Source organism: Agrobacterium sp. 5Ca39, from assembly GCF_055382365.1.
Window position 1 is genome coordinate 1,818,360 of the sequence record NZ_AP026437.1, and the last position, 25,594, is coordinate 1,843,953.

The window sequence follows — 25,594 nt, forward strand, 5'->3', positions numbered from 1 at the left end:
AGAAGACAGGCGTTAGCACAGTCAGCGTCCGGACGCACCCGCCTCAACGAAGGAAAGCTTGATCTCGGGCGTTTTTCCACCGGGATGGCGCAGTTTTGCCGAAAAACCGTGGCTGAAACCGGGCTGCATCTGTTTAACCGGCGGTTCAATGACCATGCTGGCCACCAGTTGTCCCTTGGCGGCAAAAAGGTCGGCGCGAAGGGCCGGCACCTCTTCAAGCTTGCCGCCGTTGTTCTCCACGATGCCATTGATGAGCAGGATATCCATACCGCCCGCCTCCTGCGGCGTCACGGTGACATGGGAAATGGCGAGGGGACTGACCAACGCTGCTACAGCGGTCTTTTCCGGCACCACCACCGAGAGGCCGCCTGAACAGACAAAAACAAGAATGGCGAGCCCCGCCACCAGCGCGGAATAAGCGTCCGCCGACAGGAGGGATAATCTGCGATCCAGCCAGCCGATGAAGGCGAGGCCAAGCACACCGATGGTGACAGGTGGTTTTGCCCCGTCCAGGGGCCTCGCGCCGCGATTGTCGTTTCCGGGCTGGCGCGGACGGTTTTCCTTGATGGTGACAAATTCCGCGTCTACCACGTCAACTGTCGGGTTTGCCGCCCGCGCCGTGCGGCGCAGCGGCGTCTCCGGCATCAGGAGGTCAAAATCGAATGCCGCTTGCCGGCGAGATGAACGGAACATAGCCATAGAATTCCTTGGGTGAGGTTTTCCGGCCCGCAAAACTGGGCATTGCAACGAATCCTGCCAAGTTTTAAATTTAAATGGTTAATGCTTCGCAAAAACCGCTCGCCGGGCGTCCCGAACCGGGGTAGACCGCGCCCTCCGGCTTCATCCCAGCGGCTTGCGAACCACCACGAAACGAAGAGACTGGAAGTCCGTTGATCCATTTCGAAAATGTCGGGTTGCGTTACGGCATGGGACCCGAAATCCTGAGGGACATGACCTTCGATATTCCCAAAGGGTCGTTCCAGTTTCTGACCGGCCCCTCGGGCGCCGGCAAGACAACGCTGCTGCGCCTGCTACTGATGTCGCTGCAGCCGACCCGCGGCAATATCCGCATGTTCAATCGCGATGTGTCACGCATTCCGCGCAGCGAGCTGCCGATGTTGCGCCGGCGCGTCGGCATTGTCTTTCAGGATTTCCGGCTGCTTGATCATCTGACGACCTATGAGAATGTCGCCCTGCCGCTGCGCGTGCGTGGCAAGGAAGAAAGCGCCTATCGCAATGACGTGATCGAGCTTCTGAAATGGGTTGGGCTCGGCGAGCGTGTCAACGTGCTGCCGGCGATCCTTTCCGGCGGCGAGAAGCAGCGCGCCGCCATTGCCCGCGCGCTGATGGACCAGCCGGAAATATTGCTGGCCGACGAGCCGACCGGCAATGTTGATCCGCCGATGGCCAAGCGCCTTCTCAACCTGTTTCTGGAACTCAACCGGCTGGGCACCGCCGTCGTTATCGCCACCCATGACTTCGGCCTGATGGACCAGATCGATGCGCGCCGGATGATCCTGACCGAAGGGCGGCTCGACATCTATGAATGAGATCACCCGCAAACCGTTGAAGCCGGAAGCGGCGCAGCCGAAGCGTCCGCCCATGCGCATCCGCCCGATGGCACCCATTCTGCCGCCCTCCAACATTCAGGGCAATGCGCTGATGGTGGTCATCGCCATCATGGCTTTTCTCGCCTGCCTCACGCTCGGCGCCGTTTCCATGGTGCGCGCCACCGCCGCCACGTGGCAGAGCCAGATTTCCCGTGAGATCACCATCCAGATCAAACCCGAGGACGGGCTGGACATGAATGCAGCGCTGAACAAGGTGCGCAATCTGGCGCTCACCTTCGTCGGCACCCGCGATGGCACCATTCTTGACGATGCGGCGACATCGCGCCTGCTGGAGCCGTGGCTCGGCAGCGGGCTCGATCTCTCCGAACTTCCCATACCGCGTCTCGTCGTCATCACCATCGATGAAAACAATCCGCCCGATTTCCAGGCGATGCGGGATATGCTGAAGGCCGAGATTCCACAGGCATTTCTGGACGACCATCGCACCTGGGTCGACCGGCTCGTTTCCATGGCAAGAACCACTGTCATGATCGGCGTTGGCGTCCTCGTTCTCGTGTTCACAGCCATGGTGCTGACTGTCGTATTTGCCACCCGCGGCGCGCTTTCCGGCAATCGGCACATTGTCGAGGTTCTGCATTTTGTCGGCGCGGAGAGCAGCTTCGTGGCGCGGGAATTCCAGAAACACTTCCTGAAGATCAGCCTCAAGGGCGCGGCAGCGGGCAGTGCGCTGGCAGCCGCCGTGTTCCTCGTCGCCGGTTTCTGGCAGTCGAGCACCGTCGCCACCCCCCAGAGCGATCAGGCAAGTGCGCTTTTTGGCTCCTTTTCCGTCGGCCTTGGCGGTTATTTCGGCATTGCGATGACGATGATCATCATCGCGCTTCTCACCACCATCACCGCACGCGTCACCGTCATCCGCACCATCGACGATATCGATCGCGTCCGGTCCGATCCGTCGAAAAGCGACGGCCTGGCATCGTGATGACACGATGAATCTAGCGGAAAAACTGAAACCGTCACGAACGGGATGTAACCTGCGGACGGTGGACAAAAATGCCTGTTCCTTGCCTTAATCGGCGAGTAATCAGGAGGAATGTTTGTGAGTCGGACGGACCAGGATCAGGCAGCGACGCGACCGGCCCGAAAGGGGCTTTTGGCGCGGCGTGGTCCATTGCGCCGTTTTATCCGCGGCCTCATCCTGCTCTGCGTCATCGCGCTCGGCGCATTTTCCGGTGGTTTCCTGTGGTTTGCCGATTCTGTCGCCTCGATGCGCCCGCCCGAGGGTGCCAGAGGCGATGCCATCATCGTGCTCACTGGCGGTTATCAGCGCATCGAACAGGCGGTCGGCCTTCTGAGAGACGGCGTGGGCAAACGGCTTTTGATTTCAGGCGTCAACCCGGCCACCACCCGCTCGCAGATACGCAAGATGACGCAAGGGTCGTCCGATATGTTCACCTGCTGCGTGGACATGGGCTACAAGGCGATAGATACGATCGGTAACGCCAATGAGGCGGCGAGCTGGATACGCGATCACAACTACTCGTCCATCGTGGTCGTCACAAATAATTATCACATGCATCGCAGCCTTCATGAATTGCGCAGCGCCAGCCCACACACGCAATTCATCGCCTATCCCGTCATCAGCGCCGATCTTGCCCGCACCAACTGGTTCGTGGAACCGGATGTGGTGAGAACCATGCTTTATGAATATCTGAAATTCGTGGCGGCGGCCGGACGTGACCTGACGGGCTTCGGCAAGGGCGATGGCCTGCGCAAGGCCACTGCCGATCACACTGCACCTAAAGTCACTGCAGCTTCCTCATAAGCATCCAGAAACACGCTTGCTGCCGCCCCTTGTTTTCGTGTAGGCGTCTGACATCGGCATCCGGCATCGAAACGCTAAAGACTTCGAAACGGCTGCGTCCCGGGAAGGCTGTTGATGCTCAAGCTGCGCTCTTTTCTTTTCAATACGCTGTTTTATCTCAACCTGATTGTCCGCATGATCGTGCTGACGCCGATCTATTTTATCCTGCCACGCAAGATCGCCTACGAAATCCCGAAGAACTGGGCGCGCTCCAATCACTGGCTGATGAAAACTATCGTCGGCACCACCTTCGAGATCGAAGGGCTGGAAAACATTCCAGAGACTGGCTGCATCTTCGCGCCGAAGCACCAGTCCTTCTGGGACACCTATGCGCTGCTGCCCAACCTTCCCGATCCGGTCTATATTCTAAAGCGCGAACTTTTGTGGATCCCGCTGTTCGGCTGGTACGCGATGAAACAGAGGATGATCCCGGTCAACCGCGCCGCACGCGGCAAGGTGATGTTGAAGGTGATGGAGCGCGCGAAAGAGGAAATGGCCGCGGGCCGCGAACTCATCATCTATCCCGAAGGGACACGCCGGCCGCCGGGCGCCGAGCCTGAATATCGTTACGGCATCGCGAGGCTGTACCGTGACCTTCAGGTTCCGGTCATTCCCGTCGCCATGCATCCGGGCCTCTTCTGGCCGCGCCGTTCCACCATGCGTTATCCCGGCCATTTCAAGGTGCGTATCCTGCCCGCCATCGAACCGGGGCTCGACCCCGATGTGTTCTTCAAGCGCCTGATCGATGTCACGGAAAAGGCAAGCGACGAATTGCTGCTGGAAACCGTGAGCAACAATCCGCATTTGCCCTTGCCGCCGACTGCGGTGAAGCGGATTGCCGAACTTCAGGGCAAGGAATCAACGGCTGGCTGAGCGACAAGCGCGCCGACATTGGCAGCGATGCTCTCCAGCAAGGAATCGCGTATGCCCATGTCCTGCAGATGCTGCACGGTGTTGAAGACGTAATCCGTGTTCGGACCGGAGCGACCGGCCGCAGCCGCGATGATGACAGCCGATTCGGCAACGCCGAGACCGCCGATATATTGCTCATGCGCGGGATCGGCCACGTAGGTCACGGCACTCCCGCGCCGGCCGTCGGAAAGCGCGATCGAAACTACCCGCTCCTTGTAGACGTTCGTCACCAGTTCGCGCTCACGCAGATAGGCCATGACGGGATCATGATCCTTGCCCCGCACGCGAAAAGCGACGCCAAGACATGAACCACCGCGTTCCAGCCCGAGAACGAGGCCGGGCTTTTCTTCCGTGCCTCTGTAAAAATTGGAGCTGATGCAGAGCGAGCGCCGATAACCGTGCAATCGTGCCTGCTGCCTCTCCTCAAAGGCGAAGCCAGGGTTCCACATTAACGAACCGTAGCCAAAGACCCAAAAATCGTCCATATCCCAAGCCAAATCAAAATTCCCTGAAGTCTGTTCATCGGAGATCAATATGGCAGCGTCAAGCCAATCCGGCACGGCCAAAAAATTCCTCTGGCTCGCCATCGCCATCCTCGTGGTTATCGGACTTTATACCGCCGGGTGGTTTTACGCCGCCGACAGGCTGAAGCAGACTGTCCTGAACGTGATTTCCCCCTCGCAGGCCCGCAGCGTCAGCGGCGAATGCAGCGATATCGCCTTCAAGGGTTATCCCTTTCGCATCGGCCTCTTCTGCGCGAAGGTGACGGTGGATGACAGCCAGAACGGCGTCTCCGCCTCCTTTGGCGAATTGCGCTCGGCGGCACAGGTCTACAATCCCGGCCATATCGTCTGGGAACTCGATTCGCCTGCGGAAATCCGCTCGGCCCACGGCCTGACCATTTCAGCAGAATGGAAGAACATGCAGTCCAGCATCGTCACCAGGCTGAAGGGTATTGACCGCAGCTCACTCATCATCGACGGGCTAAAGGCGCAGGCGGTTTCCTCGGTCACCGGCCAGACCATCGACTTCGATGCCGTCAAGACGGAGATGCACCTGCGCCAGAACGGCGCCGATCTCGATGGCGCGATCACGCTCACGGACTCCGCGACCGCCATCAAGGACTGGCCGCAGGTTCTTCCGCGTCTCAACGCCATTGCCGATGTCACGCTCGCCGGCAAGGCAGGCATGGTGGATGGCAGCGATACAGCTGGCCTTTATGGCGCAAGTGGCGAGCTTCGCCGGCTGGTCGCCGATATCGGCGAAGGCCGTGTCATGCGCATCAGCGGCCCCTTCTCCTTCGATAACGAGGGTTATCTCTCCGGCAAGTTCAAGCTGGAGATCGAAAAGCTCGGCGCGTGGTCTGACAATGCCAAGCAGGCGTTTCCACAGCTGCAATCCACCATCGACACGGCGCGCAAGCTGCTCGGCGCACTCGCCGGCGGCGGTGACAGGGCGTCCGTCGATCTCGTAGTGGACCGCGGCCGCGCCACGATCAGTGGCTTTATCCCGCTGGGCAAGATTCCGCCGATCTGAGGGTTAGCCCGTAATCGACGTCATCCTTGGGACAAGCCCGAGGATGACGAAAGCAAGGCTGTGACACTTTACCAGCGGTTTGATGGCCGGATCAAATCCGGCCAGGACTGTCGCCAGCGGCGCCCTACTTCTTCTGATCCAGCGCGTGACGACCGAAGTCGGGCGCATCGACGTCCTGACCTGCCTGCACGATGGAGCGACGAATAGCGCGGGTGCGCGAGAACAGCTCGAACAGCTTGTCGCCCTCTCCCCAGCGAATCGCCCTTTGCAGGGAGGCGAGGTCCTCGGAAAACCGGGCAAGCATCTCAAGGATGGCGTCCTTGTTGTGCAGGCAGACGTCGCGCCACATGGTAGGATCGGAGGCGGCCAGACGTGTGAAGTCGCGGAAACCGGAGGCAGAATATTTGATGACTTCCGATTCGGTCACCGTCTCCAGATCATCCGCGGTGCCGACGATGTTGTAGGCGATGATATGCGGCAGATGCGAAACAATGGCCAGAACCTTGTCGTGGTGTTCGGCATCCATTTCATCCACGCGCGAACCGAGCGCCCGCCAGAAATCCTTCAGCTTCTCCAGCGCCGCCGCGTCCGTGCCCGGCAGCGGGGTGAAGATGCACCAGCGGTCGCGGAAGAGGCCGGCAAAACCGGCATCCGGGCCGGATTTTTCCGTACCTGCCAGCGGATGGCCGGGAATGAAATGCACGTTGTCAGGCATATGCGGCGCCATCTGTGCGATGACCGAAGCCTTGGTGGAACCCACATCGGTAACGATGGCGCCCGGTTTCAGATGCGGTGCGATCTGCCGCGCCACGCTTTCAGACGCGCCGACCGGCACCGAAACGATGACGAGATCGGCATCCTTCACCGCTTCCGCCGCCGAGACGGTATAATCCTTGCCAAGCGCCAGTTCTTCCGCCCGTTTCAGTGTATCTTCGCTGCGGGTGGAAATAATCACATGGCGGGCGAGCCCCAGTTCCTTGATGTCCCGGGCAATGGACGAGCCGATCAGGCCGATGCCGATCAGCGCGATGCGTTCAAACATGATCTCAGCCATCAAGCCCGCCCCATGAACTCGTTGAGAGCAGCGATGACGCCAAGATTGGCCTCTTCCGAACCGATGGTCATTCTGAGCGCATTGGGGAAACCGTAACCGCGCACCGCACGCAGAATGTATCCGCGGCGGCTCAGGAACTCGTCAGCGTCCGTTGCCCGCTTGCCGTCCTGATCCGGAAAATGGATGAGGATGAAGTTGGTGACTGACGGCGTGACGGTGAGGCCGAGGCCGGTAAAGGTCGTGACCAGCTTTTCCATCCACACCGCGTTGTGCGCCACGGCTTTTTCGACGAAAGCCTGATCGCGGATGGCAGCGGCACCCGCTGCGATGGCCGGCGCGCTCATGTTGAACGGTCCGCGCACACGGTTCAGCGCGTCGACGATGGCGGCCGGACCATACATCCAGCCCACGCGCAGGGCAGCAAGGCCGTAGACCTTCGAGAAGGTGCGGGTCATCACCACGTTGCGGTTGCCGGAAACCAGTTCCAGCCCGGCCTCATAGTCGTTCTTGCGCACATATTCGGCATAGGCCGCATCCAGCACCAGCAGAACATGTTTCGGCAGGGCGGCCTGCAGGCGGCGAATTTCCGCAACCGGAACATAGGTGCCGGTGGGATTGCCGGGATTGGCGATGAACACCATTTTGGTCTTCGGCGTCACGGCGGCGAGGATCGCGTCCACATCGACAGCGCAATCCTTTTCCTTCACCGTCACCGGTGTCGCGCCCGCGCCCATGATCTGGATCTTGTAGACGAGAAAACCGTGTTCGGTGATGATCGCCTCATCGCCCGCACCCAGATAGACGTGGCAAAGCAGGCCAAGAAGCTCGTCGGAGCCGTTGCCGCACAGGATATTCGCGATGTTGAGGCCATGCACGTCGGCAATGGCCTGCCGCAACGCAATCGCCTGCCCGTCCGGATAGATTTCCAGATGGCTGGCCGCCGTACCGAAAGCCTCGATGGCTTTCGGGCTCGGCCCAAGCGGGGTTTCATTGGAGGAGAGCTTATAAACCTTCGCAACGCCATCCACATGCTCCTTGCCCGGAACATAAGCGGCGATATCCAGAATACCCGGACGCGGAACAGGTTGGCTAAGCTCTGCACTCATTTGATCGACCTTTGGAAAGCGCCGGAGAACCCGGCAAAAGCAATGCCGGAGGCATTAGACCGGAACGGTCGCTTTGTCGAGGGTCAGCGCGGCTTTCCTTGGTTTGCGGCCGCGCGGGTGGTGGGCACCCCCTGTGGCGCGAGTACCGGCACGAAAACCCGGCGCGAGGCGCGCTGGGTGACTGGCAATCCCTGATAGAGACGTTTTTGCGCTTCCACCACGATGACGCCGGAAAACAGCGGCCAGAGACGACGCCCGGTATGTTCTAGGTAACGGCGGAATTTCAGCACCGGCCGGCTTGTGGTGGGCGGAAAGAACAGCGCCTCGGCGGTGGCGCCCGGCGTGAAATTGGTTTCGCGCAACAGCGCCGTCAGCTGCCCGCGCGAATAGGGCCGGCCGGAACCGAAAGGCGTGTGTTCCATGCGCGCCCAGACGCCGCGGCGGTTCGGCACCACGATGACTAGGCGACCGCCCGGCGCCAGCACCCGCCACAGCTCCTTTAAACTTTCACGCGGATTTTCGGCAAATTCCAGCGCATGCACCATCAGGACCCGATCTATCGACGAATCGGGCAGCGGCAGCTCCTCGTCGAACACTAGCGCGGTGGATGAAAGCTCACCGGCCGGCCAGTTCACGGCGCCCTGCCCCGCGGGCATGAAAGCAAAGGTGCGCTCCGTATCGCGGCGGAACCGGTCCAGAAACGGCACGGCATAACCGAGGCCCACCAGCCGCTCTTCCGGCAAGGGAGGCCACAGCGTCGAAAGCGCCATGGTGATCGCCTGCTCGGCAGAGCGGCCAAGCGGAGAATGATAGAATTCGCGCAGATCGACGATATCGGTATTCATGGGCGAGAATGTAGCATCAGGCGGTTGGACTTCAAGGCGTCTGCCCTTACATTGGAAGTCAGTTGGGAAAGTCAGGCAGGCGAATGCGCCGGTTTTGGCCGGCAAATGGAGAGGATACGATGAAACCTTTGGAAATAGACGTCTTTCTTTGCCGCAGCGACAATTTCGGGGTTTTGTTGCACGACCCCGAAAGCGGGGCGACTGCCGCCATCGACGCGCCGGAAGAAGGCCCTATCCTGCACGCTCTCGACGGCCACGGCTGGAAGCTCACCCATATTTTCACCACGCATCACCATCAGGACCATGTGGAAGCCAATCTTGCGCTGAAAGACAAGTTTCAGTGCGAAATTTACGGCCCTTATGATGAGGCCGTGGCCATACCGGGGCTCGACCGCTCGCAGGCCGATGGCGACGAATTCGAATTCGCCGGCCGCCGCGTTCAGATCATCGCCACACCCGGCCATACGGCGGGGCATATCTGTTATTATATGCCGGATGACGGGCTGCTGTTTGCCGCCGATACGCTGTTTGCCATGGGCTGCGGTCGCCTTTTCGAACGCCCGGCGGCGGATATGTGGCATTCCTTCCAGAAGCTGATGGCTTTGCCGGATGAGACCAAGGTCTATTTCGGCCATGAATACACGCTGAGCAATGCCCGCTTTGCCCTGACCATCGACCCCGACAATGCCGCGCTGCGTGACCGCGCGGAAAAGGTGGAAAAGGCACGGCAGGCGAATGAATTCACCATTCCCACCACCATCGGGCTCGAAAAACAGACCAACCCCTATATGCGGGTGGCGGATACCGGCATTCGCAAAAATCTTGGTCTGGAAAGCGCCACCGATGCCGACGTCTTCGCGGAAATCCGCACGCGCAAGGATAACTTCTGATGGGAACGGATATATCTGCGCAGGCGATCATTCGTGAACTGGGGCTGGAGCCGCATCCCGAGGGCGGTTTTTACCACCAGACTTTCCGTGACAAGGCCGGCGGCGATCGCGGTCATTCGACGGCCATCTATTATCTCCTGGAAAAAGGCGATCGCTCGCACTGGCATCGGGTAACCGATGCGGTGGAAGTCTGGCACTATTATGCCGGCGCGCCGATCGCGCTGCATCTTTCGCAGGATGGCCGGGAAGTGCAGACCTTCACGCTCGGCCCTGCCATTCTGGAAGGCGAGCGCCCGCAGGTCATCGTTCCCGCCAATTGCTGGCAGTCGGCCGAAAGCCTCGGTGATTATACCCTCGTCGGCTGCACCGTCTCGCCGGGCTTTGCTTTTTCGAGTTTCGTCATGGCCGAACCCGGCTGGTCGCCTGGGGATGCGCAGTAACTTTCAGAGCAATGCCGATGAAGCGAGCGGATGCCACTTGTTTTTTCCCCGTCGGGGAAAGGTCCGCGGCAGCGGGATGAGGAGGCAAGGGTAGAGACAAACCGAGAGCTTGCCCCCTCATCCGACCCTTCGGGCCACCCTCTCCCTGGCGGGGAGAAAAAATACGCCGCAACGTCTGCTTTTCTTACACTACCATCAGCCTTAGTCAGCCGCCGTATTTCGTGGCGGTGATGTAGACCTGTCCCACCCGCGTCGGGATGATCGCGTAAACAGGCGCATAGACATCCATGTTGTTCGACTTGGCGAACCAGATCTCCATCGAAATGGATTTCAGATATTCGATATCCTTGCGCCCCTGCCGGTAACCCGACTTCGGCACATAACGCGCCTTGCAGACGATGGCATCGCCATTAAAACCATTGGTCTTGAACGGCTTGGTGCCGCTGGAGCTCAAAACCAGATCGAGTCGCGATTCGCCGTCATAGATCGGCAGACGAGTCGGGCAGACGCGGCCGCCCGCGGGAATGATGAGACCTGAAATCGGATCGAGAACCGAGCGCAGGTCGCGGTCTTTCACATCAACCCAATTGTCCGGCCGTGTCTTCGGCTCCGGTTTCACCGTCGTCGATGTGACGTTGCCGTTGCGATAGACGACGTCATAGGTGCGCACGCGTTTGCCGTCCTTATAGACCAGCGAATACTCGTTGGCCTGCAGCCGATGGCCACGTCTCGCGCCGGAAACGGTCGTCTTGCCGGAAATATCCTTGAGAATGCTGGCAAGACCGGCGGCACTGAAGGACCCGGAGATCGAATAATTTGGTCCATCCATGCGAGTCGAAAAACTCGCTTTGGCAATCGGCAAAATGCCGAGATTGATGCTGTATTCGCTTGTGTGGCGCGCTTCGGCAGCGAGCGAGGGGGAGACACCCGCTAACGCCATTGTCGCGGCCACGAAAATGCTTTTTCCTCTGGCAATCATTTCGATATCACCTTAAAAGAGGCGCGGAAGCGGCCTTATCGGGCGATGATATACGCCGACTTGTGGCAATAAAAAAGCGGATGCCGGTTGAAAACGCCGGAATTTCCTTTCATTTGCTCGCGAGCGGCTTGACTGTTAAGTCTCGTCTGACTATAGAACCGCAACTTTCCAATCATGGCCAGTTGGATTGCCACCCCGGTTTTGCCGGTGGCGAGCCAGTGGTGAAACAGACGAAACGAATAGGTGTACCCATGTCCCGTGTATGCGAATTGACCGGCAAGGGCGTCCAGACGGGCAACAACGTCAGCCACGCCAACAACAAGACCAAGCGCCGGTTCCTTCCGAACCTTTGCCAGGTTACGTTGATCTCCGATGCTCTCGGCCAGCGTTTCCGCCTGCGTGTTTCCGCAGCCGCTCTGCGCTCCGTTGAACACCGTGGCGGCCTCGATGCCTTCCTTCTGAAGTCCGGCGAAAACGAACTGAGCATGCGCGCTCGTCTCCTGCGCCGCCAGATCGCCAAGAAGACGGCTGAAGCTGCTTAATAGCAGTTTCGACATCATCGACATTCGGAAGGCTTGACTGGCTTTGGCCGCTCAAGCCTTTTGCTTGTTTAATCCGGTTCCAACTGGTGGCATCACCCAGGATAAAAAAATGCTCTACCTGCGCTATACGCTTATCTATGTCGTGCTGATGACCCTCGTGGTCGTTGCGTCCAACATTCTGGTGCAATATCCGCTTTCCGGTTCGCTGTTCGGCATCAATCTCGGCGACCTGCTGACCTGGGGCGCCTTCACCTATCCAATCGCCTTCCTTGTCACGGACCTGACGAACCGCCAGTTTGGCCCATCCATAGCGCGCCGCGTCGTGCTTGCTGGCTTCGTCGTCGGGGTCACGCTGTCTTTCTGGACATCCATTCCACGCATTGCAGTCGCCTCTGGGACGGCTTATCTGATCGGCCAGCTGCTAGACATTTCCGTGTTCAACCGCCTGCGCCGCCAGCGCTGGTGGCATGCGCCGCTGGCCGGCTCCATGCTGGGTTCGGTGCTGGATACGGCGCTCTTCTTCTCCATCGCCTTTGCGGCAAGCTTCTCCTTCGTCGGCCCCAACGATGCCTTCGCAATCGAATACGCTCCCATCCTCGGTGTCTTCGCCGTGGAAGCACCCCGTTGGATTTCATGGGCCCTGGGCGATCTTTCGGTGAAGGTTCTCGTCGGCCTTGTCATGCTCCTGCCTTACGGCGCGCTGATGAACACGCTGAAGCCGATGCCGGGCGCCGTCAAAACCGGCCGCGTTTGAGACCGTCAAGCGCGGATCAAATCGCGCTTGCAAGCCAGCCGTCAGCATTGCAGTCTGTCGTCCGTGGCACAGCGCGGAGGCGAGTAGACATGCAGATCAAGGACGTTATCGACATTGTAGAGGCCGCCAGCGCTACGCTTTCAGGCTCAACCTTCAATGACGTCAATCTTTCCGGCACGGTCTTCGACAACGTCAATCTTTCCGGGGCGAGCTTCAACAATATTAATTTGTCGGGTGCGTCGTTCACGGATAACAACATGTCCGGCTGGTCGATCGATGACGTCAATTTTTCCGGTCTGAAACTGAGCAACTCAAATCTGTCCGGTGCGCAGATAACGTCATGCCGAATGACCGGCATGAAGATCGACGGCATTCCCGTCGAGGATCTGATGGCTGCCTACAAGGCGGCGCAGCAGCAGACTTGATTTTACTCCACTAGTCTGAATTCCAGCATCAGGTTGCGCTGGAGGAAAGAGTGGTTGTCATCAGAAATGATGACGAGGCGCGTCGAACCATCCGGCCCCTTCACCACATCCATGCCTTCCATATTGTCGATCTGGTAGGCCATGCCGGCTTCCATGAGGATTTCACCATCCACCACCGCGCCCGGCCGGATATCAGCACCATGTATGCGGCGGATGCGCATGCCGACGCCTTCGGCAAAATTGAAGCGGCGCTCGAGCAGCAACAGGTCGCCATTGGGCAGGAATGCGCCATCAGTCACGTCGAAGGAGGGATGGTGGGTAACCGCGAATGTGCCTTTCAGCGGCCCCTCAAGGATCGCGGCGAGAAGATTGCCGTCCGCATCAATGCTTTTCTCCGCAACGACGACGAGAGCGCCCGCGAGCGGCGAATCGGCTGGCGAGACCGCCAGCGCCTCCATGCCGCCATTGTGGCGCAGCTCATTATTGGGAATGAGATGCGGCAGACGGCCAAGTGGCTTCGAGGTGGCAAAGCCCGGATCGGGATAGATATCGATCCTGTGGCGTTGCTCGTAACTGACGAAAACCCTGCCGCCGCGGAGCGCCAGCCCTTCCGCATCCATCTCCATCTTGCGCGGCGGTTCGCGGCCGTTCATGTCCAGCATCGGGGTAATACGGACTTCAGCAAGACCAGACAGCGCCCCGACAGCGTCACGTGTCACCCTACCGGTCAGCCAGTGGCCGGTATCCAGCACCGCAACGAAGTCTTCCCCGTTGGGGCGGAACCGGATGGAGGAGATAGCGCCGAACAACTTTTCCGGCGCACTCATCACCATTCCGCCAATGAATTCCAGCTTGCCGAAACGTTTTTCGCTGGTGCCGACCTCGAAACCGGAGAGCTGACGGACGGTGACCGGCACATCGATGGCGGACGCGCCAATGGAAACCGGACAAAGCGATACGGCCGCCAGAATGGCGGCCATCAAGAGCGTTTTGCGGGCGGAGGACGCCCCGCCCTGCTTATCCCGCACGACGGACCCTGCGGGACGAACCGGCAGCACCGCTCGTATCTTCAAAGAGCGCCGCGAGCTGTTCGGTCATCGCGCCAGCCAGCTCGTCCGCATCCACAATGGTGACCGCGCGGCGATAATAACGTGTCACGTCATGACCGATACCGATTGCCAGCAGCTCCACCGGCGAACGCGTTTCGATCTGCTCGATAACGGCGCGCAGGTGCCGCTCCAGATAGTTGCCCGGATTGACCGACAGGGTTGAATCGTCCACCGGCGCACCATCAGAGATCATCATCATGATCTTGCGCTGCTCGGGGCGGCCGATCAGGCGATTATGCGCCCACATCAGCGCCTCGCCGTCGATGTTTTCCTTGAGCAAGCCTTCGCGCATCATCAGGCCGAGATTGCGCCGTGCGCGCCGCCACGGCGCATCCGCCGACTTGTAGATGATATGGCGCAGATCGTTAAGGCGGCCCGGCGAAGCCGGCTTGCCGCTGGCGAGCCATTGCTCACGCGATTGCCCGCCCTTCCATGCCTTGGTGGTGAAGCCCAGAATTTCCACCTTTACACCGGAACGCTCCAGGGTACGCGCGAGAATATCGGCGCAGGTGGCGGCAACCGTGATCGGACGGCCGCGCATCGAACCGGAATTGTCGATGACCAGCGAAACCACGGTATCGCGGAATTTGGTGTCGCGTTCCTTCTTGAAGGAGAGCGGCTGCATGGGATCGATGATGAGCCTGACGAGGCGGGCCGGATCGAGATAACCCTCTTCCAGATCGAAATCCCAGGAACGGTTCTGCTGCGCCATCAGGCGGCGCTGCAGACGGTTCGCCAAGCGCCCCACAGCGCCCTGCAGATGAGCAAGCTGCTTGTCGAGGAAGGCGCGCAGACGGTCAAGCTCGGCCTCGTCGCACAGTTCCTCGGCGTGGATTTCCTCGTCGAATTCCTGCGTGAAGATGCGGTAATCGACTTTCTCGTTGAAATCATCGAAGGGGCTGTTGGGACGGCGGGTCTCGCCGGGCGTTTCGGAATCCTCGTCGAGATCGTCGGACATTTCCTCGTCCGACATCTCGGCGCCGTCCATCTCGCCTTCTTCCATTTCCTCCTGCGAGGCCTCGTTCTCATCGGCGGGCGTCGCGTCGGAGCCGGCCTCTTCCTCGACCTGCTCTTCTTCGGTCTCGTTGGTGCGCGGCTGGTCCTCGTTGGATTCCGCTTCCTGACTTTCCGGCTCGTTATCCTCGTCGCCAAAATCCTCCGCCATCTGCATGGAGGTCAGCATCTTGCGCACAAGACGCGAAAACGCCTTCTGGTCGCCGATCACCTTGGAAAGATCGTTCAGGTCGCCGGCAGCCTTGTCCTCGATGAAGTCGCGCCAGAGGTCGAGAACCTTGCCGGCACTTTCCGGCGGCTTTTCGCCTGTCAGCTTCTCGCGCACCAACAGCGAAACGGCTTCGGCAAGAGGAGCATCATCCTGTTTTGTAATACCGGCAAAATTCGCCTTGGCGTATTTTTCCGTGTTCATGGCATGGATATTGGAAGCCATGCCCGGCATGCGCAGCGCACCGATCGATTCAACGCGCGCCTGCTCTACCGCATCGAAGATCAACCGCGCTTCAGCGCCCTGCGGCGACATCACCGCATGGGTATCCGCATCGTGGCAGGCGAGACGCAGCGCCATGGAATCGCCGAGGCCGCGGGTAATGGCAATTTCCTGCGCGGTGGGTTTCTTGGAAATTTCCGGCAGGCGCATGCGCTCGCCGGCAAGACCCGGCCGTTCATTGGCGAAAACGACTTCGACTTCGGCATCGCCAGCGACGGATCGCACGCATCCGGCAATCGCCTGACGCAACGGTTCCGTATCGACCGCCGTACCCGGTTTCGCTCTGGAATTGTCGCCGCGCGCTGCCATTGTCTTTCCTGTCGATTGTCGACGCCTGCGGCCTACGCATCTCTGGATGCGCGATCCGCCGGCGTCCTCAAGTCATGGATGATCTTTTCCGGGCAAGCCGGGAACGATCAGGCGCTGAGAACGATGTTCGCAGCGCTTTCCTTCAGCTCGACGCCAAAGGCCCGCTGATACTGTTCGGCCACCAGCGTGCGCTCCAGCTCGTCGCACTTGTTGAGGAAGGTCACGCGGAAGGCAAAGGCGAGATCGCCGAAGATTTCCGCATTTTCCGCCCAGGTGATGACGGTACGCGGGCTCATGACGGTGGAGAGATCGCCATTGATGAAAGCCGAACGGGTAAGATCCGCCACGCGCACCATCTTGGAGACGGTTTCGCGTCCCTTCGGATTGTCGAAGCTCTTCACCTTGGCGGCGATGATGTTCACTTCCTGCTCATGCGGCAGATAATTCAGCGTGGTGACGATGGACCAGCGGTCCATCTGCGCCTGGTTGATCTGCTGCGTGCCGTGGTAAAGGCCGGTCGTATCACCAAGGCCGATGGTGTTGGCGGTCGCGAAAATGCGGAAGGCCGGATGAGGACGGATAACGCGGCTCTGGTCGAGCAGGGTCAGGCGGCCAGACGATTCCAGCACGCGCTGGATCACGAACATCACATCTGGGCGACCGGCATCATATTCATCGAAGACAAGCGCGACATTGTGCTGGTAGGCCCAGGGCAGGATGCCGTCCTTGAATTCGGTAACCTGTTTGCCGTCTTTCAGGACGATGGCGTCCTTGCCGACGAGATCGATACGGCTGACATGGCTGTCGAGGTTGACGCGCACGCAGGGCCAGTTGAGACGGGCAGCCACCTGCTCGATATGGGTGGATTTACCCGTGCCGTGGAAGCCGGAGACCATGACACGTCGGTTGTGAGCAAAACCGGCAAGGATCGCGAGCGTCGTGTCGCGGTCGAAAAGATAGTCGGGATCGAGATCAGGCACATAGGCGTCGCCCTGGGAATAGGCGGGAACCCGCAGATCCGTATCAATGCCGAAAACCTCCCGCACGGACACCGTCGTGTCGGGCAGGTTGGAAATATCAAGGTCGATTTTGCTCATCACGTCTCCAAGGCGGGCGGCAGCCACCCGGCCACATCATCAATCAGGCGGTAAACACAGAAGTTGGCTTAGCAGAAACCTGACTGCTTTAACAATTGATATGCTTGAACAACAGCCCGAAAACGTTCTTCCGAACCACGATCGCCACCATTAGCATCAGGATGGTGCTTTTTGACAAGCTCCTTATAGCGCCTTTTTATGTCTTCCTGCTTTGCACTGGAAGAAAGTCCGAGCGTATCGAAGGCTTTTGCCTCCAGCGTCTTCAATTTGCGGTCCTGCTGCATGCGGGTGCCGCCTGCCTTCGAGCCGCCCGCAAAACCGCCGGCAAAGCCGAAAGGATCACGGATACGGGCATTGCCGCTCGCCGTGCCGGAGCGCAGCGTGGAATGCAGCGGGCTGTCGCGGGCGGTCTTGTTGACGCCAACCGTCCAGGTGGGGCGATGGCCGGTGATCGCTTCCTTCTGGTAACGGGCGATCTCGCTGTCGGACAGGCCGGAAAAATAATTGTAGCCTTTATTATACTCCTTCACGTGCTCAAAACAGAACAGGAAGAATTGCCCCTCGGCATTGCGGCCGACGGGTGCCCGGTGAATGCCCGGCTTGTCGCATCCGTCCCACTGGCAGGTTGGGGCCTGAACCTCAGGTTCCCGCTCCCTTTTCCGGCGCGTGCGGATGCGGTCGAAATATTTCGAATCCAGTTTCATGATGCCCTGATTATGGGGTGCGAAAAGCCGCACAACAAGAATTGACAAAGCGGAATGTTACAGGCTTTTAGGGAGCCCCCTTCAAAGACCGGCAAACAGAATTGGAGCCCTTCGAATGTCTCTGCGAGAGCGCATAGAAACCAAGCTTCGGGAAAGCTTTTCACCGGAGCGCCTGAGGGTCGTCGATGAAAGCCAGATGCATGCGGGCCACCAGCCGGATATCACAGGTACCGGCGAAACGCATATGCGTGTCCAGATAGTGTCGGAGAGCTTTTCCGGCAAGTCCCGCATCGAACGGCACCGGGCAATCAACGCGCTTTTGAAGCCCGAACTCGATGCCGGGCTTCACGCGCTGGCGATAGAGGCAGCGGCACCGGGGGAAGCGGTGCGGTTTTAAGTAAAGCTTGTCATCAGAACCGAGAGCAAGCCCCCCTTACCCGGCCCTTCGGGCTACCTTCTCACCGGCGGGGAGAAGAAACCGGGCGGCAACGCCTTGCTCAAGGCGCCAGCAACTTTTCCCCGTAGAGCATTGCCAAAACAGCTTGTTCTTTTCCCCGCCGGGGAGAAGTGCCGGAGCGAAGCGAGGCGATGAGGGGGCGCCCTCACCGTACCTCTCAGCGCCAGTTCACCCCGGATGCTTCTCCGACAGGAAGGACTGCACCTCGGATGCCGCAACGTCATCCGCCACGAAGGACTGGCCAATGCCGTGGGTGAGGATGAAGGTGAGCTTGCCGCCCTTGACTTTCTTATCCTGCGCAATTGCCGTCATCAGCGTTTCGACGGGCGGCAATTCGCCGGGAATATCTTTCATTGTGGTCGGCAGGCCGACTGCCTTCAGGTGCGCTTCGATGCGCGCGGCATCGTCAGGACTTGCGAGGTTCAGGCGGGCAGAGAACTGGTGCGCCAGCACCATGCCGATGGCGACACCTTCACCATGCACCAGCCGCTTGCTGTCGTAATTGGTCGCCGCCTCCAGTGCGTGACCGAAGGTGTGGCCGAGATTCAGAAGGGCGCGTACGCCGTTTTCCTTTTCGTCGGCCACCACCACGTCTGCCTTGGCCTGGCAGCTGGTCGCAATCGCCTGGATGCGGGCAGGGCCGCCGGTGCGGATGTCGTCCCAGTTCTTTTCCAGCCAGAAGAAAAAATCCGGCTTGTCGATCAGGCCGTATTTCACCACTTCGGCGTAGCCGGCGCGGAATTCGCGTGGACTGAGCGTATCGAGCACTGCCGTATCCGCCAGCACCAGATCAGGCTGGTGGAAGACGCCAATGAGGTTCTTGCCGTGGCGGGTGTTGATGCCGGTCTTGCCGCCGACGGAGGAATCGACCTGCGCCAGAAGCGAGGTCGGTATCTGCACGAAACGTACGCCGCGGCGGACGATACCGGCTGCAAAACCGGCGAGATCGCCGATCACGCCGCCGCCAAGCGCGATTACCGCATCATTGCGTTCCACCCTTGCGGCTAGAACCGCATCGCAGACAGTGACGAGATGCTCGAAGCTCTTGGTCTTTTCACCGGCCGGCAGGGTCAGGGAAACAGCCTCGATGCCGTCCGTCTGCAGTCCATCCATCAAGCCTTCAAGGTAGAGCGGCGCGACATGCTCATCGGTGATGATCGCCGCACGCCGGCCCCTCAGCCGCGCCGAGATTTCGCCGCCAGCCCGGCCGATGAGGCCCGGCCCGATCAGAATGTCATAGGCGCGCTCACCGAGCGGCACATGGACGAGACGTTCATCGGCGTGGATTTCAGAAGGCGTCATGGGAATCAGTCTTTCTGTTCGATGCCGGCAATGGCGGCCAGCACTTCGGTCACGATGATTTCCTTGCGGACATCACGGGATTCGATGGTGAGATCTGCTTCCGAATAGATCGGATAGCGCTTCTCCATCAGGGCCGCCAGCGTGGCCCTGGGGTTTTCGGTCTTGAGAAGCGGGCGGTGATCACGCTTGTTCACCCTCTCCCACAACACCTCCAGATCCGCCTTCAGCCACAGCGAAATCCCACCACGGCTGATGTGCCGGCGCGTATTGTCGTTTATGAAGGCGCCGCCGCCAGTTGAGATGACCTTGGGCCCGCCGCGCAGCAGCCGCTTGATGACCCGCGTTTCCAGCGCCCGGAATTCTTCTTCACCATAGGTGGCAAAAAGTTCTGATATCGTCATGCGCGAAACCCGTTCGATTTCGACATCCGTATCGATGAAGGGAACCCTGAGCTGCTGGGCAACCATGCGGCCTATCGCCGACTTTCCGGCGCCCATCAGTCCGACAAAGACGATATTGCGCCGTCCGAGTTTTGCCCGCGCTTGCTCCCCGAGTGTCGCCGGGACGGATAAATTCGTTTCGCTCATAAATTTGAAAGCCCGTTTGGCATGGATATCTGCAAATGTTTACGAAGCGTCAAGCCAAATTGCTGACTGAATTGCGGTGAATCACAATGATCGCCGCATGCGGCGGTGACAGTGGCAGGCTTTTTCAGCTTGCCGCCGGTTTCGCCGCACCGCATATACGTTTCGACCGCCACCTTCACGGAGCCGCCATGCCCACCCTCTTCCGCTTCACGATGATACTGGCGACCATCGCGGGGCTGGTCTATGGCGGCATGGTGCTGCTTGTCATGGTCGTTCAGCCCCGCGACCGCGAAGTAACGGTGCGCATTCCCTCGGAAAGGCTGAACCCACCGGGGGCAGAACCGGCAAGGCGCACCCCATGAGCGGACAACCGGCGGGGGGGCGCGACAGCGCGCGGCTGGAGAGTTTTCTGGAGATGATGAGCGCCGAGCGGGGTGCAGCCGCCAACACGCTCGCATCTTACGAGCGTGATCTGACGGACCTGCGCGAATTCCTTGGGAGCCGCCGCCAGTCTCTGACAGAAGCCGCCACATCGGACCTTTCCGCCTATCTGACCCATCTTTCCGCGCAAGGCTTCGCTGCGACCTCGCAGGCGAGACGCCTCTCATCCATGCGGCAGTTTTATCGCTTTCTTTATTCGGAAGGCCTGCGCAGTGACGACCCGACCGGCATCATCGATGCGCCCAAGAAGGGCGTTGCCCTGCCGAAAACGATGAGCGTCGCCGATGTAAACCGTCTCCTTGGGCTCGCGGCGCAGGAAGCGGCAAACGAAGGTCCCGGCCAGCTCGCGCGCATCCGCATGCATCTGCTGCTTGAGCTTCTTTATGCCACCGGCATGCGTGTCAGCGAACTCGTCTCGCTTCCGGTCAAAGTGCTGCGTCAGGAAGGACGTTTCCTGATGATCCGCGGCAAGGGTAACAAGGACCGGATGGTTCTTCTTTCCCGAACGGCGATCGAGGCCATGGAAAAATATGAAGCCGCCCGAAAGGCGCTTGCCTCAGAAAAAGGCAAGGCAGCGAAAAAGGCCGAAGCGACGGATAGCCCGTGGCTCTTCCCATCCAACAGCAAGGAAGGCTATCTGCCCCGTCAGGTCTTCGCCCGCGACCTCAAGGACATCGCCATTCGGGCCGGGCTGCCCCACTCGGCAGTGTCACCGCATGTGCTGCGCCACGCCTTTGCCAGCCACCTCTTGCAGAACGGTGCGGATTTGCGCGCGGTGCAGGAACTGCTCGGCCACTCCGACATTTCCACGACACAAATCTATACACATGTGCTGGAAGAACGCTTGCAAGAGCTGGTACAAACACATCACCCCCTTGCCAAACAGGGCAAAAACCTTGATTAGAGCGACCGGAACCGCCGGATAATCCGGTCAAACCTTGCGCAAAACGATCGGAAACGGATCTCATGCACAATTATCTCGACTTCGAAAAACCTATCTCGGACCTTGAGGGCAAGATCATCGAGCTGAAGAAGCTTGCCGATGAAGACGAGAGCATAGACACCTCGGAGGAGATCAACCGCCTGGAATCGCGCGTCAACGATGCGATGCAGGACATCTATTCCAAGCTGAACGCCTGGCAGAAAACGCAGGTCGCGCGTCATCCGCAGCGTCCGCATTTCGTTGATTACGCCAAGGCCCTGTTTACGGATTTCACGCCGCTTGCCGGCGACCGCAAGTTCTCCGAAGACGCCGCCATACAGGCCGGCCTTGCCCGTTTCAACGGTCAGCCAGTCGCAATTATCGGCCAGGAAAAGGGCAATGACACCAAGAGCCGGCTGAAGCACAATTTCGGCAGCCCGCGCCCGGAAGGTTACCGCAAGGCTATCCGCGTGCTGGAATTGGCCGACCGCTTCTCGCTGCCTGTCGTCACGCTTATCGATACCGCGGGCGCCTACCCCGGCGTGGGTGCGGAAGAGCGCGGCCAGGCTGAGGCCATCGCCCGCTCGACGGAAATGTGCCTGAACGTGAAGGTGCCGATCGTCTCCGTCGTCATCGGCGAAGGCGGCTCGGGCGGAGCCATCGCGATTGCCACCGGCAACCGCGTCTACATGCTGGAACATGCAATCTACTCTGTAATCTCGCCGGAAGGTGCGGCCTCCATTCTCTGGCGCGATTCGACCCGCGCCAAGGAAGCCGCCACCAACATGAAGATCACTTCGGAAGATCTGAAGTCGCTCGGCGTCATCGATGGTATCATTCCCGAGCCGATCGGTGGCGCGCATCGCGCGCCGGAAACCGTGATCAGCGCGACAGGCGACGTTATCGCCAAGGCGCTGGCCGATCTTTCCCAGCGCTCGGGCACGCAGCTTAGGGCCGAACGCCGCCAGAAGTTCCTGGATATCGGCCGTAATCTCTGAGGCGGCCTTAATTTCCGCCGCTATCGCCCCAACTCGGCCATAGTCCGGTCACATCAAAAGATGGATCGGCGGCCGCGGGGGCGGATCCGATTTGAGTTAAGAAGATGTAAACGGTTAATACCGTATTTAAATTGCACACGGAACGGTATAGAACTGCCGCCACTTCGTGCCATCGTCTTTCGGATCAGATCATGCGTTTGACACATTTTGCACTTCTTGCCTGTACCGCGCTCGTTCTCGCCGGTTGTAACGATACACTCGAAACCGTCGAACGTGATGTGTCGCACATCAAGAACAAGGTTGATTACCCGCTGTCTCCGTCCATTCTGGCCGAGATCGACAAGAAGGGCATGGACCGCACGTCGCCGATCATGATCCGTATCTTCAAGGAAGAAGGTGCGCTGGAAATCTGGAAGGCCAAGCGCGATAACCGTTTCGACAAGATTGCCGAATATCAAATCTGCGCATGGTCGGGAAAACTCGGCCCCAAGGTCAAGGAAGGCGACCGGCAGGCGCCGGAAGGTTTCTACAACCTGACGCCAGCCCATCTCAATCCGAATTCGAAATATTACCTCGCCATCAATACCGGCTTCCCGAACCGCTACGATGCTGCCAATGGCCGCAACGGCACCAACCTGATGATCCATGGCGCCTGCTCATCATCAGGCTGTTACTCGATGACGGATGCGCAGATTCTTGAAATCTACGGTTTTGCCCGCGATGCCTTCAAGGGCGGCCAGAAGACAGTTCAGCTGCAGGCATTTCCTTTCCGCATGACGGCGGAAAACATGGCCCGTCATCGCAAGAGCGAGCACCTCGAATTCTGGAAGATGCTGAAGGTCGGCTACGACAATTTCGAAGTCACCAAACGTCCGCCGGAAGTGAATGTCTGCGAGAAGAAATATGTCTTCAACCAGCAGGCGGAAGGTGGCAGCTTCAACGCGTCGGCCCAGTGCCCGCCCATGAGCACGCCGCCCGCACTTGTCAGCGCGCTTTCGAGCTATGAGAAGACTTACGATCTCGCCTATGAAAAGGCGATGAAGAAATATGAAGGCATGGCCTGGTACGACCCGAGCGAAGCCGAGCGCAAGGCGCTGGTGGCCGAAAAGCGCAAGGGCCGCGAACCCGCCTATGCCCCGACGGGCTCGGCGCTGAAGGCCGGCAAACTGATGAAGGAAACGGAATATGCCGCGCTGATGGAGAAGAAGGCGCAGCAGGTGACATCGTCTTCGCCAGCGACCACCGCAACCGCCTCGGCGCTGCGTGGCCCTCGCCCTTCGGCTAACCAGCCGGCCACGGCGCCGCAATCGAACCCGGCACCAGCTACCCCGACAATGGTTGCCTCGGCTACGCCTGCAGCAGGCCAGACTGGCGCTGCTGCCCAGAGCGTTCCGGTGCCAGCCATGAACCCGCTTGCCTATTCCGCAGCCCCGGCGCCGGAAGCACCGGAGAAAAAGCCATTCTGGAAGTTCTGGGCCAAGGAATGACCGCAACAAGCGATATCATCTATGATTTGAGGGGGCTTAAATGCCCCCTTCCGGTTTTGAGAAGCCGCAAGAAGCTCGCAACGCTGAAGACGGGGGATGTTCTCACCGTCGAGACGACCGATCCTTTGGCGGTGATCGATATTACACATATGTGCAATGAGGATGGGCATTGCCTGGTGGAGACGACGGCGCTGGATAAGGGCCATCGGTTTCGGATTATGAAGGGTGGGAAAACCGACGTTTGACGGTGTCGCCGGTGGTTCACCCCCCTCTGTCCTGCCGGACATCTCCCCTTCAAGGGGGGAGATCAGTCGCTGTGGCCGCTCGTTCCCTCGCCAGTATGCTCGCTGCGACCGTCGATGCGGAAATGAGTATTCGGAGCAGGCCCCTTGTCGATCTCCCCCCTTGAAGGGGAGATGTCCGGCAGGACAGAGGGGGGTAAGCCACACCCCGGCCCGGCCGCCATTCCATACTACTTCAAAACTTCAACCCAGAAACCGCCAAAGGATTATCCGTCAGTGCCTGCCGGTCAGGTCGATCGATACCCGGCGCGCTGGTGAAGGCAGCGAAGAGGTCCTTTACGAAAGCCTCCGGCAAATCCTTCGTAATCAGCACCATGCGCGTGCGCTGATCAGCGGGGTCCGGCCAGGCGGAAAGACGCTCCGGCGCGTGAAAAATCGTCTGCACGCCATGGAGCACCAACGGCCTGTCCGGATTGTCCGTGAGCTTCACGATGGCCTTCATGCGCAGAAGCTTTTCACCATGCGCCGAGCGCAGCAAATCCACAAACATGTCGATGGCCATTGGGCTTATCGGCTCGTCGTGTATGATCGAAAAGGAACGAATGGATGCATCGTGGCGGTTCACGTCGTGGTCATGGTGGTGGTGATCATCGTGCTCGCCGTGATGGTGATCATGTGCATGATCATGGTGGTGGTGATCGTGCAGCGCCTCTTCGCCTAACCAACGGCTGACATCGGCAGTTTTATTGCCGGCATCGTAAAGGCCGTTATTGAGAAGCCCCGCAGCACTCCAGTCGGTTTTGTCACCGTCCTCGATGATCGCGCGCGGATTGAGCGCCTCTAGGCGGGCAGTCAATGCCGCAATCGTGGCGTCATCGGCGAGCGCTCGTTTCGTCACCACAAGACGATCGGCCACAGCCACCTGTTTCACAGCTTCCTGATGATTGTCGAGTGTGGAGAGGCCGTTCACGGCATCCACCACAGTGACCATGCCAACCAGCACGAAATTCTGCGCAATGACGGGGTTACCCATGACCGACTGCATGACGGGGGCGGGATCGGCAAGGCCGGTCGTTTCGATGACCACGCGCTTCACCGGCTTCAGCTTGCCGGTCTGGATACCGTCCATCAGTTCCGCCAGCGTGTCCACCAGTTCGCCGCGCACGGTGCAGCAAAGGCACCCTTCCGCCAGTTCTATAATGCCCTCGCCCGCGCTTTCGACCAGCATGTGATCGATGCTGACATCGCCGAATTCATTGATGATGATCGCCGCGTCGCTCATGTCAGGATCCTTGAGGAGCCGATTGAGCAGAGTCGATTTTCCGGCGCCGAGAAATCCGGTGATAATGGAAACCGGGATACGATCGCGAGACATGTCTGGCCTGTATGTTGATTGCCGCTTTGGGGAAGTCAGTTCAGGACATAAAACCCGCAACGGCATAAAGCTAAAACAAATCGCCCGAGGCTGGAAGCCGCGAGCGACATTGTAATATCATAACATGATCGATCTGCGAATAGCC

Annotated in this window: 29 protein-coding genes; 16 read left to right on the forward strand and 13 right to left on the reverse strand. The window is 59.5% G+C overall.

What is annotated here, in order from left to right; genetic code table 11:
- Positions 1-21: 21 nt before the first annotated feature.
- On the reverse strand, positions 22-693 hold the full coding sequence (locus tag ACZ47E_RS22050; RefSeq protein WP_464017142.1) for a hypothetical protein: 672 nt from the start codon (positions 691-693) through the stop codon (positions 22-24).
- 197 nt (positions 694-890) lie between these two features.
- On the opposite strand from ACZ47E_RS22050, the gene ftsE reads away from it, so the two are divergent.
- From ftsE to ACZ47E_RS22070, 4 genes are all read left to right on the forward strand, one after another.
- Positions 891-1,550 (forward strand): cell division ATP-binding protein FtsE, encoded by a 660-nt coding sequence (gene ftsE, locus ACZ47E_RS22055; protein WP_004445648.1) that lies wholly within the window; start codon positions 891-893, stop codon positions 1,548-1,550.
- Positions 1,543-2,550 (forward strand): cell division protein FtsX, encoded by a 1,008-nt coding sequence (locus ACZ47E_RS22060; protein ID WP_022563014.1) that lies wholly within the window; start codon positions 1,543-1,545, stop codon positions 2,548-2,550. Before ftsE ends, ACZ47E_RS22060 begins: the two co-directional genes overlap by 8 nt.
- Positions 2,551-2,661: 111 nt before the next feature.
- Positions 2,662-3,393, forward strand: coding sequence for a YdcF family protein (locus ACZ47E_RS22065; protein WP_035209126.1), 732 nt, complete (start codon positions 2,662-2,664; stop codon positions 3,391-3,393).
- A gap of 114 nt (positions 3,394-3,507) precedes the next feature.
- Positions 3,508-4,305: a lysophospholipid acyltransferase family protein gene (locus ACZ47E_RS22070; protein WP_022563015.1), complete on the forward strand. Its 798-nt coding sequence runs from the start codon at positions 3,508-3,510 to the stop codon at positions 4,303-4,305.
- Here the strand turns inward: ACZ47E_RS22070 and ACZ47E_RS22075 are convergent.
- Entirely contained in the window at positions 4,278-4,829 is a 552-nt protein-coding gene (locus ACZ47E_RS22075; RefSeq protein WP_004445654.1) for a gamma-glutamylcyclotransferase, read from the reverse strand. The genes ACZ47E_RS22070 and ACZ47E_RS22075 overlap by 28 nt on opposite strands.
- Positions 4,830-4,878: 49 nt before the next feature.
- On the opposite strand from ACZ47E_RS22075, the gene ACZ47E_RS22080 reads away from it, so the two are divergent.
- Positions 4,879-5,880, forward strand: coding sequence for a DUF2125 domain-containing protein (locus ACZ47E_RS22080; RefSeq protein ID WP_022563016.1), 1,002 nt, complete (start codon positions 4,879-4,881; stop codon positions 5,878-5,880).
- Positions 5,881-6,004: 124 nt separating this feature from the next.
- Here the strand turns inward: ACZ47E_RS22080 and ACZ47E_RS22085 are convergent, their stop codons facing one another.
- The 3 genes from ACZ47E_RS22085 to ACZ47E_RS22095 form a co-directional block, all read right to left on the reverse strand.
- The gene (locus ACZ47E_RS22085) at positions 6,005-6,934 is read right to left on the reverse strand and encodes a prephenate/arogenate dehydrogenase family protein (RefSeq protein WP_022563017.1); all 930 of its coding nucleotides are present in this window, start codon (positions 6,932-6,934) and stop codon (positions 6,005-6,007) included.
- The gene (gene hisC / locus ACZ47E_RS22090) at positions 6,934-8,040 is read right to left on the reverse strand and encodes a histidinol-phosphate transaminase (RefSeq protein ID WP_022563018.1); all 1,107 of its coding nucleotides are present in this window, start codon (positions 8,038-8,040) and stop codon (positions 6,934-6,936) included. Before hisC ends, ACZ47E_RS22085 begins: the two co-directional genes overlap by 1 nt.
- 83 nt (positions 8,041-8,123) lie before the next feature.
- Entirely contained in the window at positions 8,124-8,885 is a 762-nt protein-coding gene (locus ACZ47E_RS22095) for a class I SAM-dependent methyltransferase (protein WP_022563019.1), read from the reverse strand.
- 119 nt (positions 8,886-9,004) lie between these two features.
- On the opposite strand from ACZ47E_RS22095, the gene gloB reads away from it, so the two are divergent.
- Positions 9,005-9,775 carry a hydroxyacylglutathione hydrolase gene (gene gloB / locus ACZ47E_RS22100; protein ID WP_022563020.1) on the forward strand — a complete coding sequence of 257 codons (771 nt, stop codon included), beginning with the start codon at positions 9,005-9,007 and terminating at the stop codon, positions 9,773-9,775.
- Positions 9,775-10,215 (forward strand): cupin domain-containing protein, encoded by a 441-nt coding sequence (locus ACZ47E_RS22105; RefSeq protein WP_004445662.1) that lies wholly within the window; start codon positions 9,775-9,777, stop codon positions 10,213-10,215. The genes gloB and ACZ47E_RS22105 overlap by 1 nt, the downstream gene beginning before the upstream one ends.
- A 205-nt stretch (positions 10,216-10,420) precedes the next feature.
- Here the strand turns inward: ACZ47E_RS22105 and ACZ47E_RS22110 are convergent, their stop codons facing one another.
- On the reverse strand, positions 10,421-11,194 hold the full coding sequence (locus ACZ47E_RS22110; RefSeq protein ID WP_022563021.1) for a DUF3108 domain-containing protein: 774 nt from the start codon (positions 11,192-11,194) through the stop codon (positions 10,421-10,423).
- A gap of 251 nt (positions 11,195-11,445) precedes the next feature.
- Here ACZ47E_RS22110 and rpmB point away from each other — a divergent pair, with 251 nt between their 5' ends.
- From rpmB to ACZ47E_RS22125, 3 genes are all read left to right on the forward strand, one after another.
- Positions 11,446-11,736 carry a 50S ribosomal protein L28 gene (rpmB, locus tag ACZ47E_RS22115; protein WP_003509888.1) on the forward strand — a complete coding sequence of 97 codons (291 nt, stop codon included), beginning with the start codon at positions 11,446-11,448 and terminating at the stop codon, positions 11,734-11,736.
- Between the two features lie 109 nt (positions 11,737-11,845).
- Entirely contained in the window at positions 11,846-12,490 is a 645-nt protein-coding gene (locus tag ACZ47E_RS22120) for a queuosine precursor transporter (protein ID WP_022563022.1), read from the forward strand.
- An 89-nt stretch (positions 12,491-12,579) separates the two neighbouring features.
- Positions 12,580-12,915 (forward strand): pentapeptide repeat-containing protein, encoded by a 336-nt coding sequence (locus tag ACZ47E_RS22125; RefSeq protein WP_006697146.1) that lies wholly within the window; start codon positions 12,580-12,582, stop codon positions 12,913-12,915.
- A 2-nt stretch (positions 12,916-12,917) separates the two neighbouring features.
- Here the strand turns inward: ACZ47E_RS22125 and ACZ47E_RS22130 are convergent, their stop codons facing one another.
- The 4 genes from ACZ47E_RS22130 to ACZ47E_RS22145 form a co-directional block, all read right to left on the reverse strand.
- Entirely contained in the window at positions 12,918-13,895 is a 978-nt protein-coding gene (locus tag ACZ47E_RS22130; RefSeq protein ID WP_048902898.1) for an esterase-like activity of phytase family protein, read from the reverse strand.
- Between the two features lie 37 nt (positions 13,896-13,932).
- Positions 13,933-15,837 (reverse strand): cobaltochelatase subunit CobT, encoded by a 1,905-nt coding sequence (cobT, locus tag ACZ47E_RS22135; protein WP_022563024.1) that lies wholly within the window; start codon positions 15,835-15,837, stop codon positions 13,933-13,935.
- A gap of 107 nt (positions 15,838-15,944) precedes the next feature.
- A complete protein-coding gene (gene cobS / locus ACZ47E_RS22140) occupies positions 15,945-16,934 on the reverse strand; it encodes a cobaltochelatase subunit CobS (protein WP_004445672.1) in 990 nt (329 codons plus the stop codon).
- 68 nt (positions 16,935-17,002) lie between these two features.
- Positions 17,003-17,638: a J domain-containing protein gene (locus tag ACZ47E_RS22145; protein WP_004445673.1), complete on the reverse strand. Its 636-nt coding sequence runs from the start codon at positions 17,636-17,638 to the stop codon at positions 17,003-17,005.
- A 115-nt stretch (positions 17,639-17,753) separates the two neighbouring features.
- Here ACZ47E_RS22145 and ACZ47E_RS22150 point away from each other — a divergent pair, with 115 nt between their 5' ends.
- The gene (locus ACZ47E_RS22150; protein ID WP_004445674.1) at positions 17,754-18,035 is read left to right on the forward strand and encodes a BolA family protein; all 282 of its coding nucleotides are present in this window, start codon (positions 17,754-17,756) and stop codon (positions 18,033-18,035) included.
- A 228-nt stretch (positions 18,036-18,263) separates the two neighbouring features.
- Here the strand turns inward: ACZ47E_RS22150 and aroB are convergent, their stop codons facing one another.
- Positions 18,264-19,397 carry a 3-dehydroquinate synthase gene (gene aroB / locus ACZ47E_RS22155; RefSeq protein WP_022563025.1) on the reverse strand — a complete coding sequence of 378 codons (1,134 nt, stop codon included), beginning with the start codon at positions 19,395-19,397 and terminating at the stop codon, positions 18,264-18,266.
- Positions 19,398-19,402: 5 nt separating this feature from the next.
- A complete protein-coding gene (locus ACZ47E_RS22160) occupies positions 19,403-19,984 on the reverse strand; it encodes a shikimate kinase (protein ID WP_004445677.1) in 582 nt (193 codons plus the stop codon).
- Positions 19,985-20,172: 188 nt separating this feature from the next.
- Here ACZ47E_RS22160 and ACZ47E_RS22165 point away from each other — a divergent pair, with 188 nt between their 5' ends.
- From ACZ47E_RS22165 to ACZ47E_RS22185, 5 genes are all read left to right on the forward strand, one after another.
- On the forward strand, positions 20,173-20,346 hold the full coding sequence (locus ACZ47E_RS22165; RefSeq protein ID WP_034497628.1) for a hypothetical protein: 174 nt from the start codon (positions 20,173-20,175) through the stop codon (positions 20,344-20,346).
- Positions 20,343-21,329: a site-specific tyrosine recombinase XerD gene (gene xerD / locus ACZ47E_RS22170; protein WP_064263490.1), complete on the forward strand. Its 987-nt coding sequence runs from the start codon at positions 20,343-20,345 to the stop codon at positions 21,327-21,329. Before ACZ47E_RS22165 ends, xerD begins: the two co-directional genes overlap by 4 nt.
- 62 nt (positions 21,330-21,391) lie before the next feature.
- Positions 21,392-22,345, forward strand: coding sequence for an acetyl-CoA carboxylase carboxyltransferase subunit alpha (locus tag ACZ47E_RS22175; RefSeq protein WP_004445681.1), 954 nt, complete (start codon positions 21,392-21,394; stop codon positions 22,343-22,345).
- A 191-nt stretch (positions 22,346-22,536) separates the two neighbouring features.
- The gene (locus ACZ47E_RS22180; protein WP_022563027.1) at positions 22,537-23,832 is read left to right on the forward strand and encodes a L,D-transpeptidase family protein; all 1,296 of its coding nucleotides are present in this window, start codon (positions 22,537-22,539) and stop codon (positions 23,830-23,832) included.
- Positions 23,829-24,077, forward strand: a complete 249-nt coding sequence (locus tag ACZ47E_RS22185) for a sulfurtransferase TusA family protein (protein ID WP_022563028.1) — start codon at positions 23,829-23,831, stop codon at positions 24,075-24,077. Before ACZ47E_RS22180 ends, ACZ47E_RS22185 begins: the two co-directional genes overlap by 4 nt.
- 232 nt (positions 24,078-24,309) lie before the next feature.
- Here ACZ47E_RS22185 and ACZ47E_RS22190 read toward each other — a convergent pair whose 3' ends face one another.
- Positions 24,310-25,449, reverse strand: a complete 1,140-nt coding sequence (locus ACZ47E_RS22190; RefSeq protein WP_004445686.1) for a CobW family GTP-binding protein — start codon at positions 25,447-25,449, stop codon at positions 24,310-24,312.
- Between the last annotated feature and the right edge of the window lie 145 nt (positions 25,450-25,594).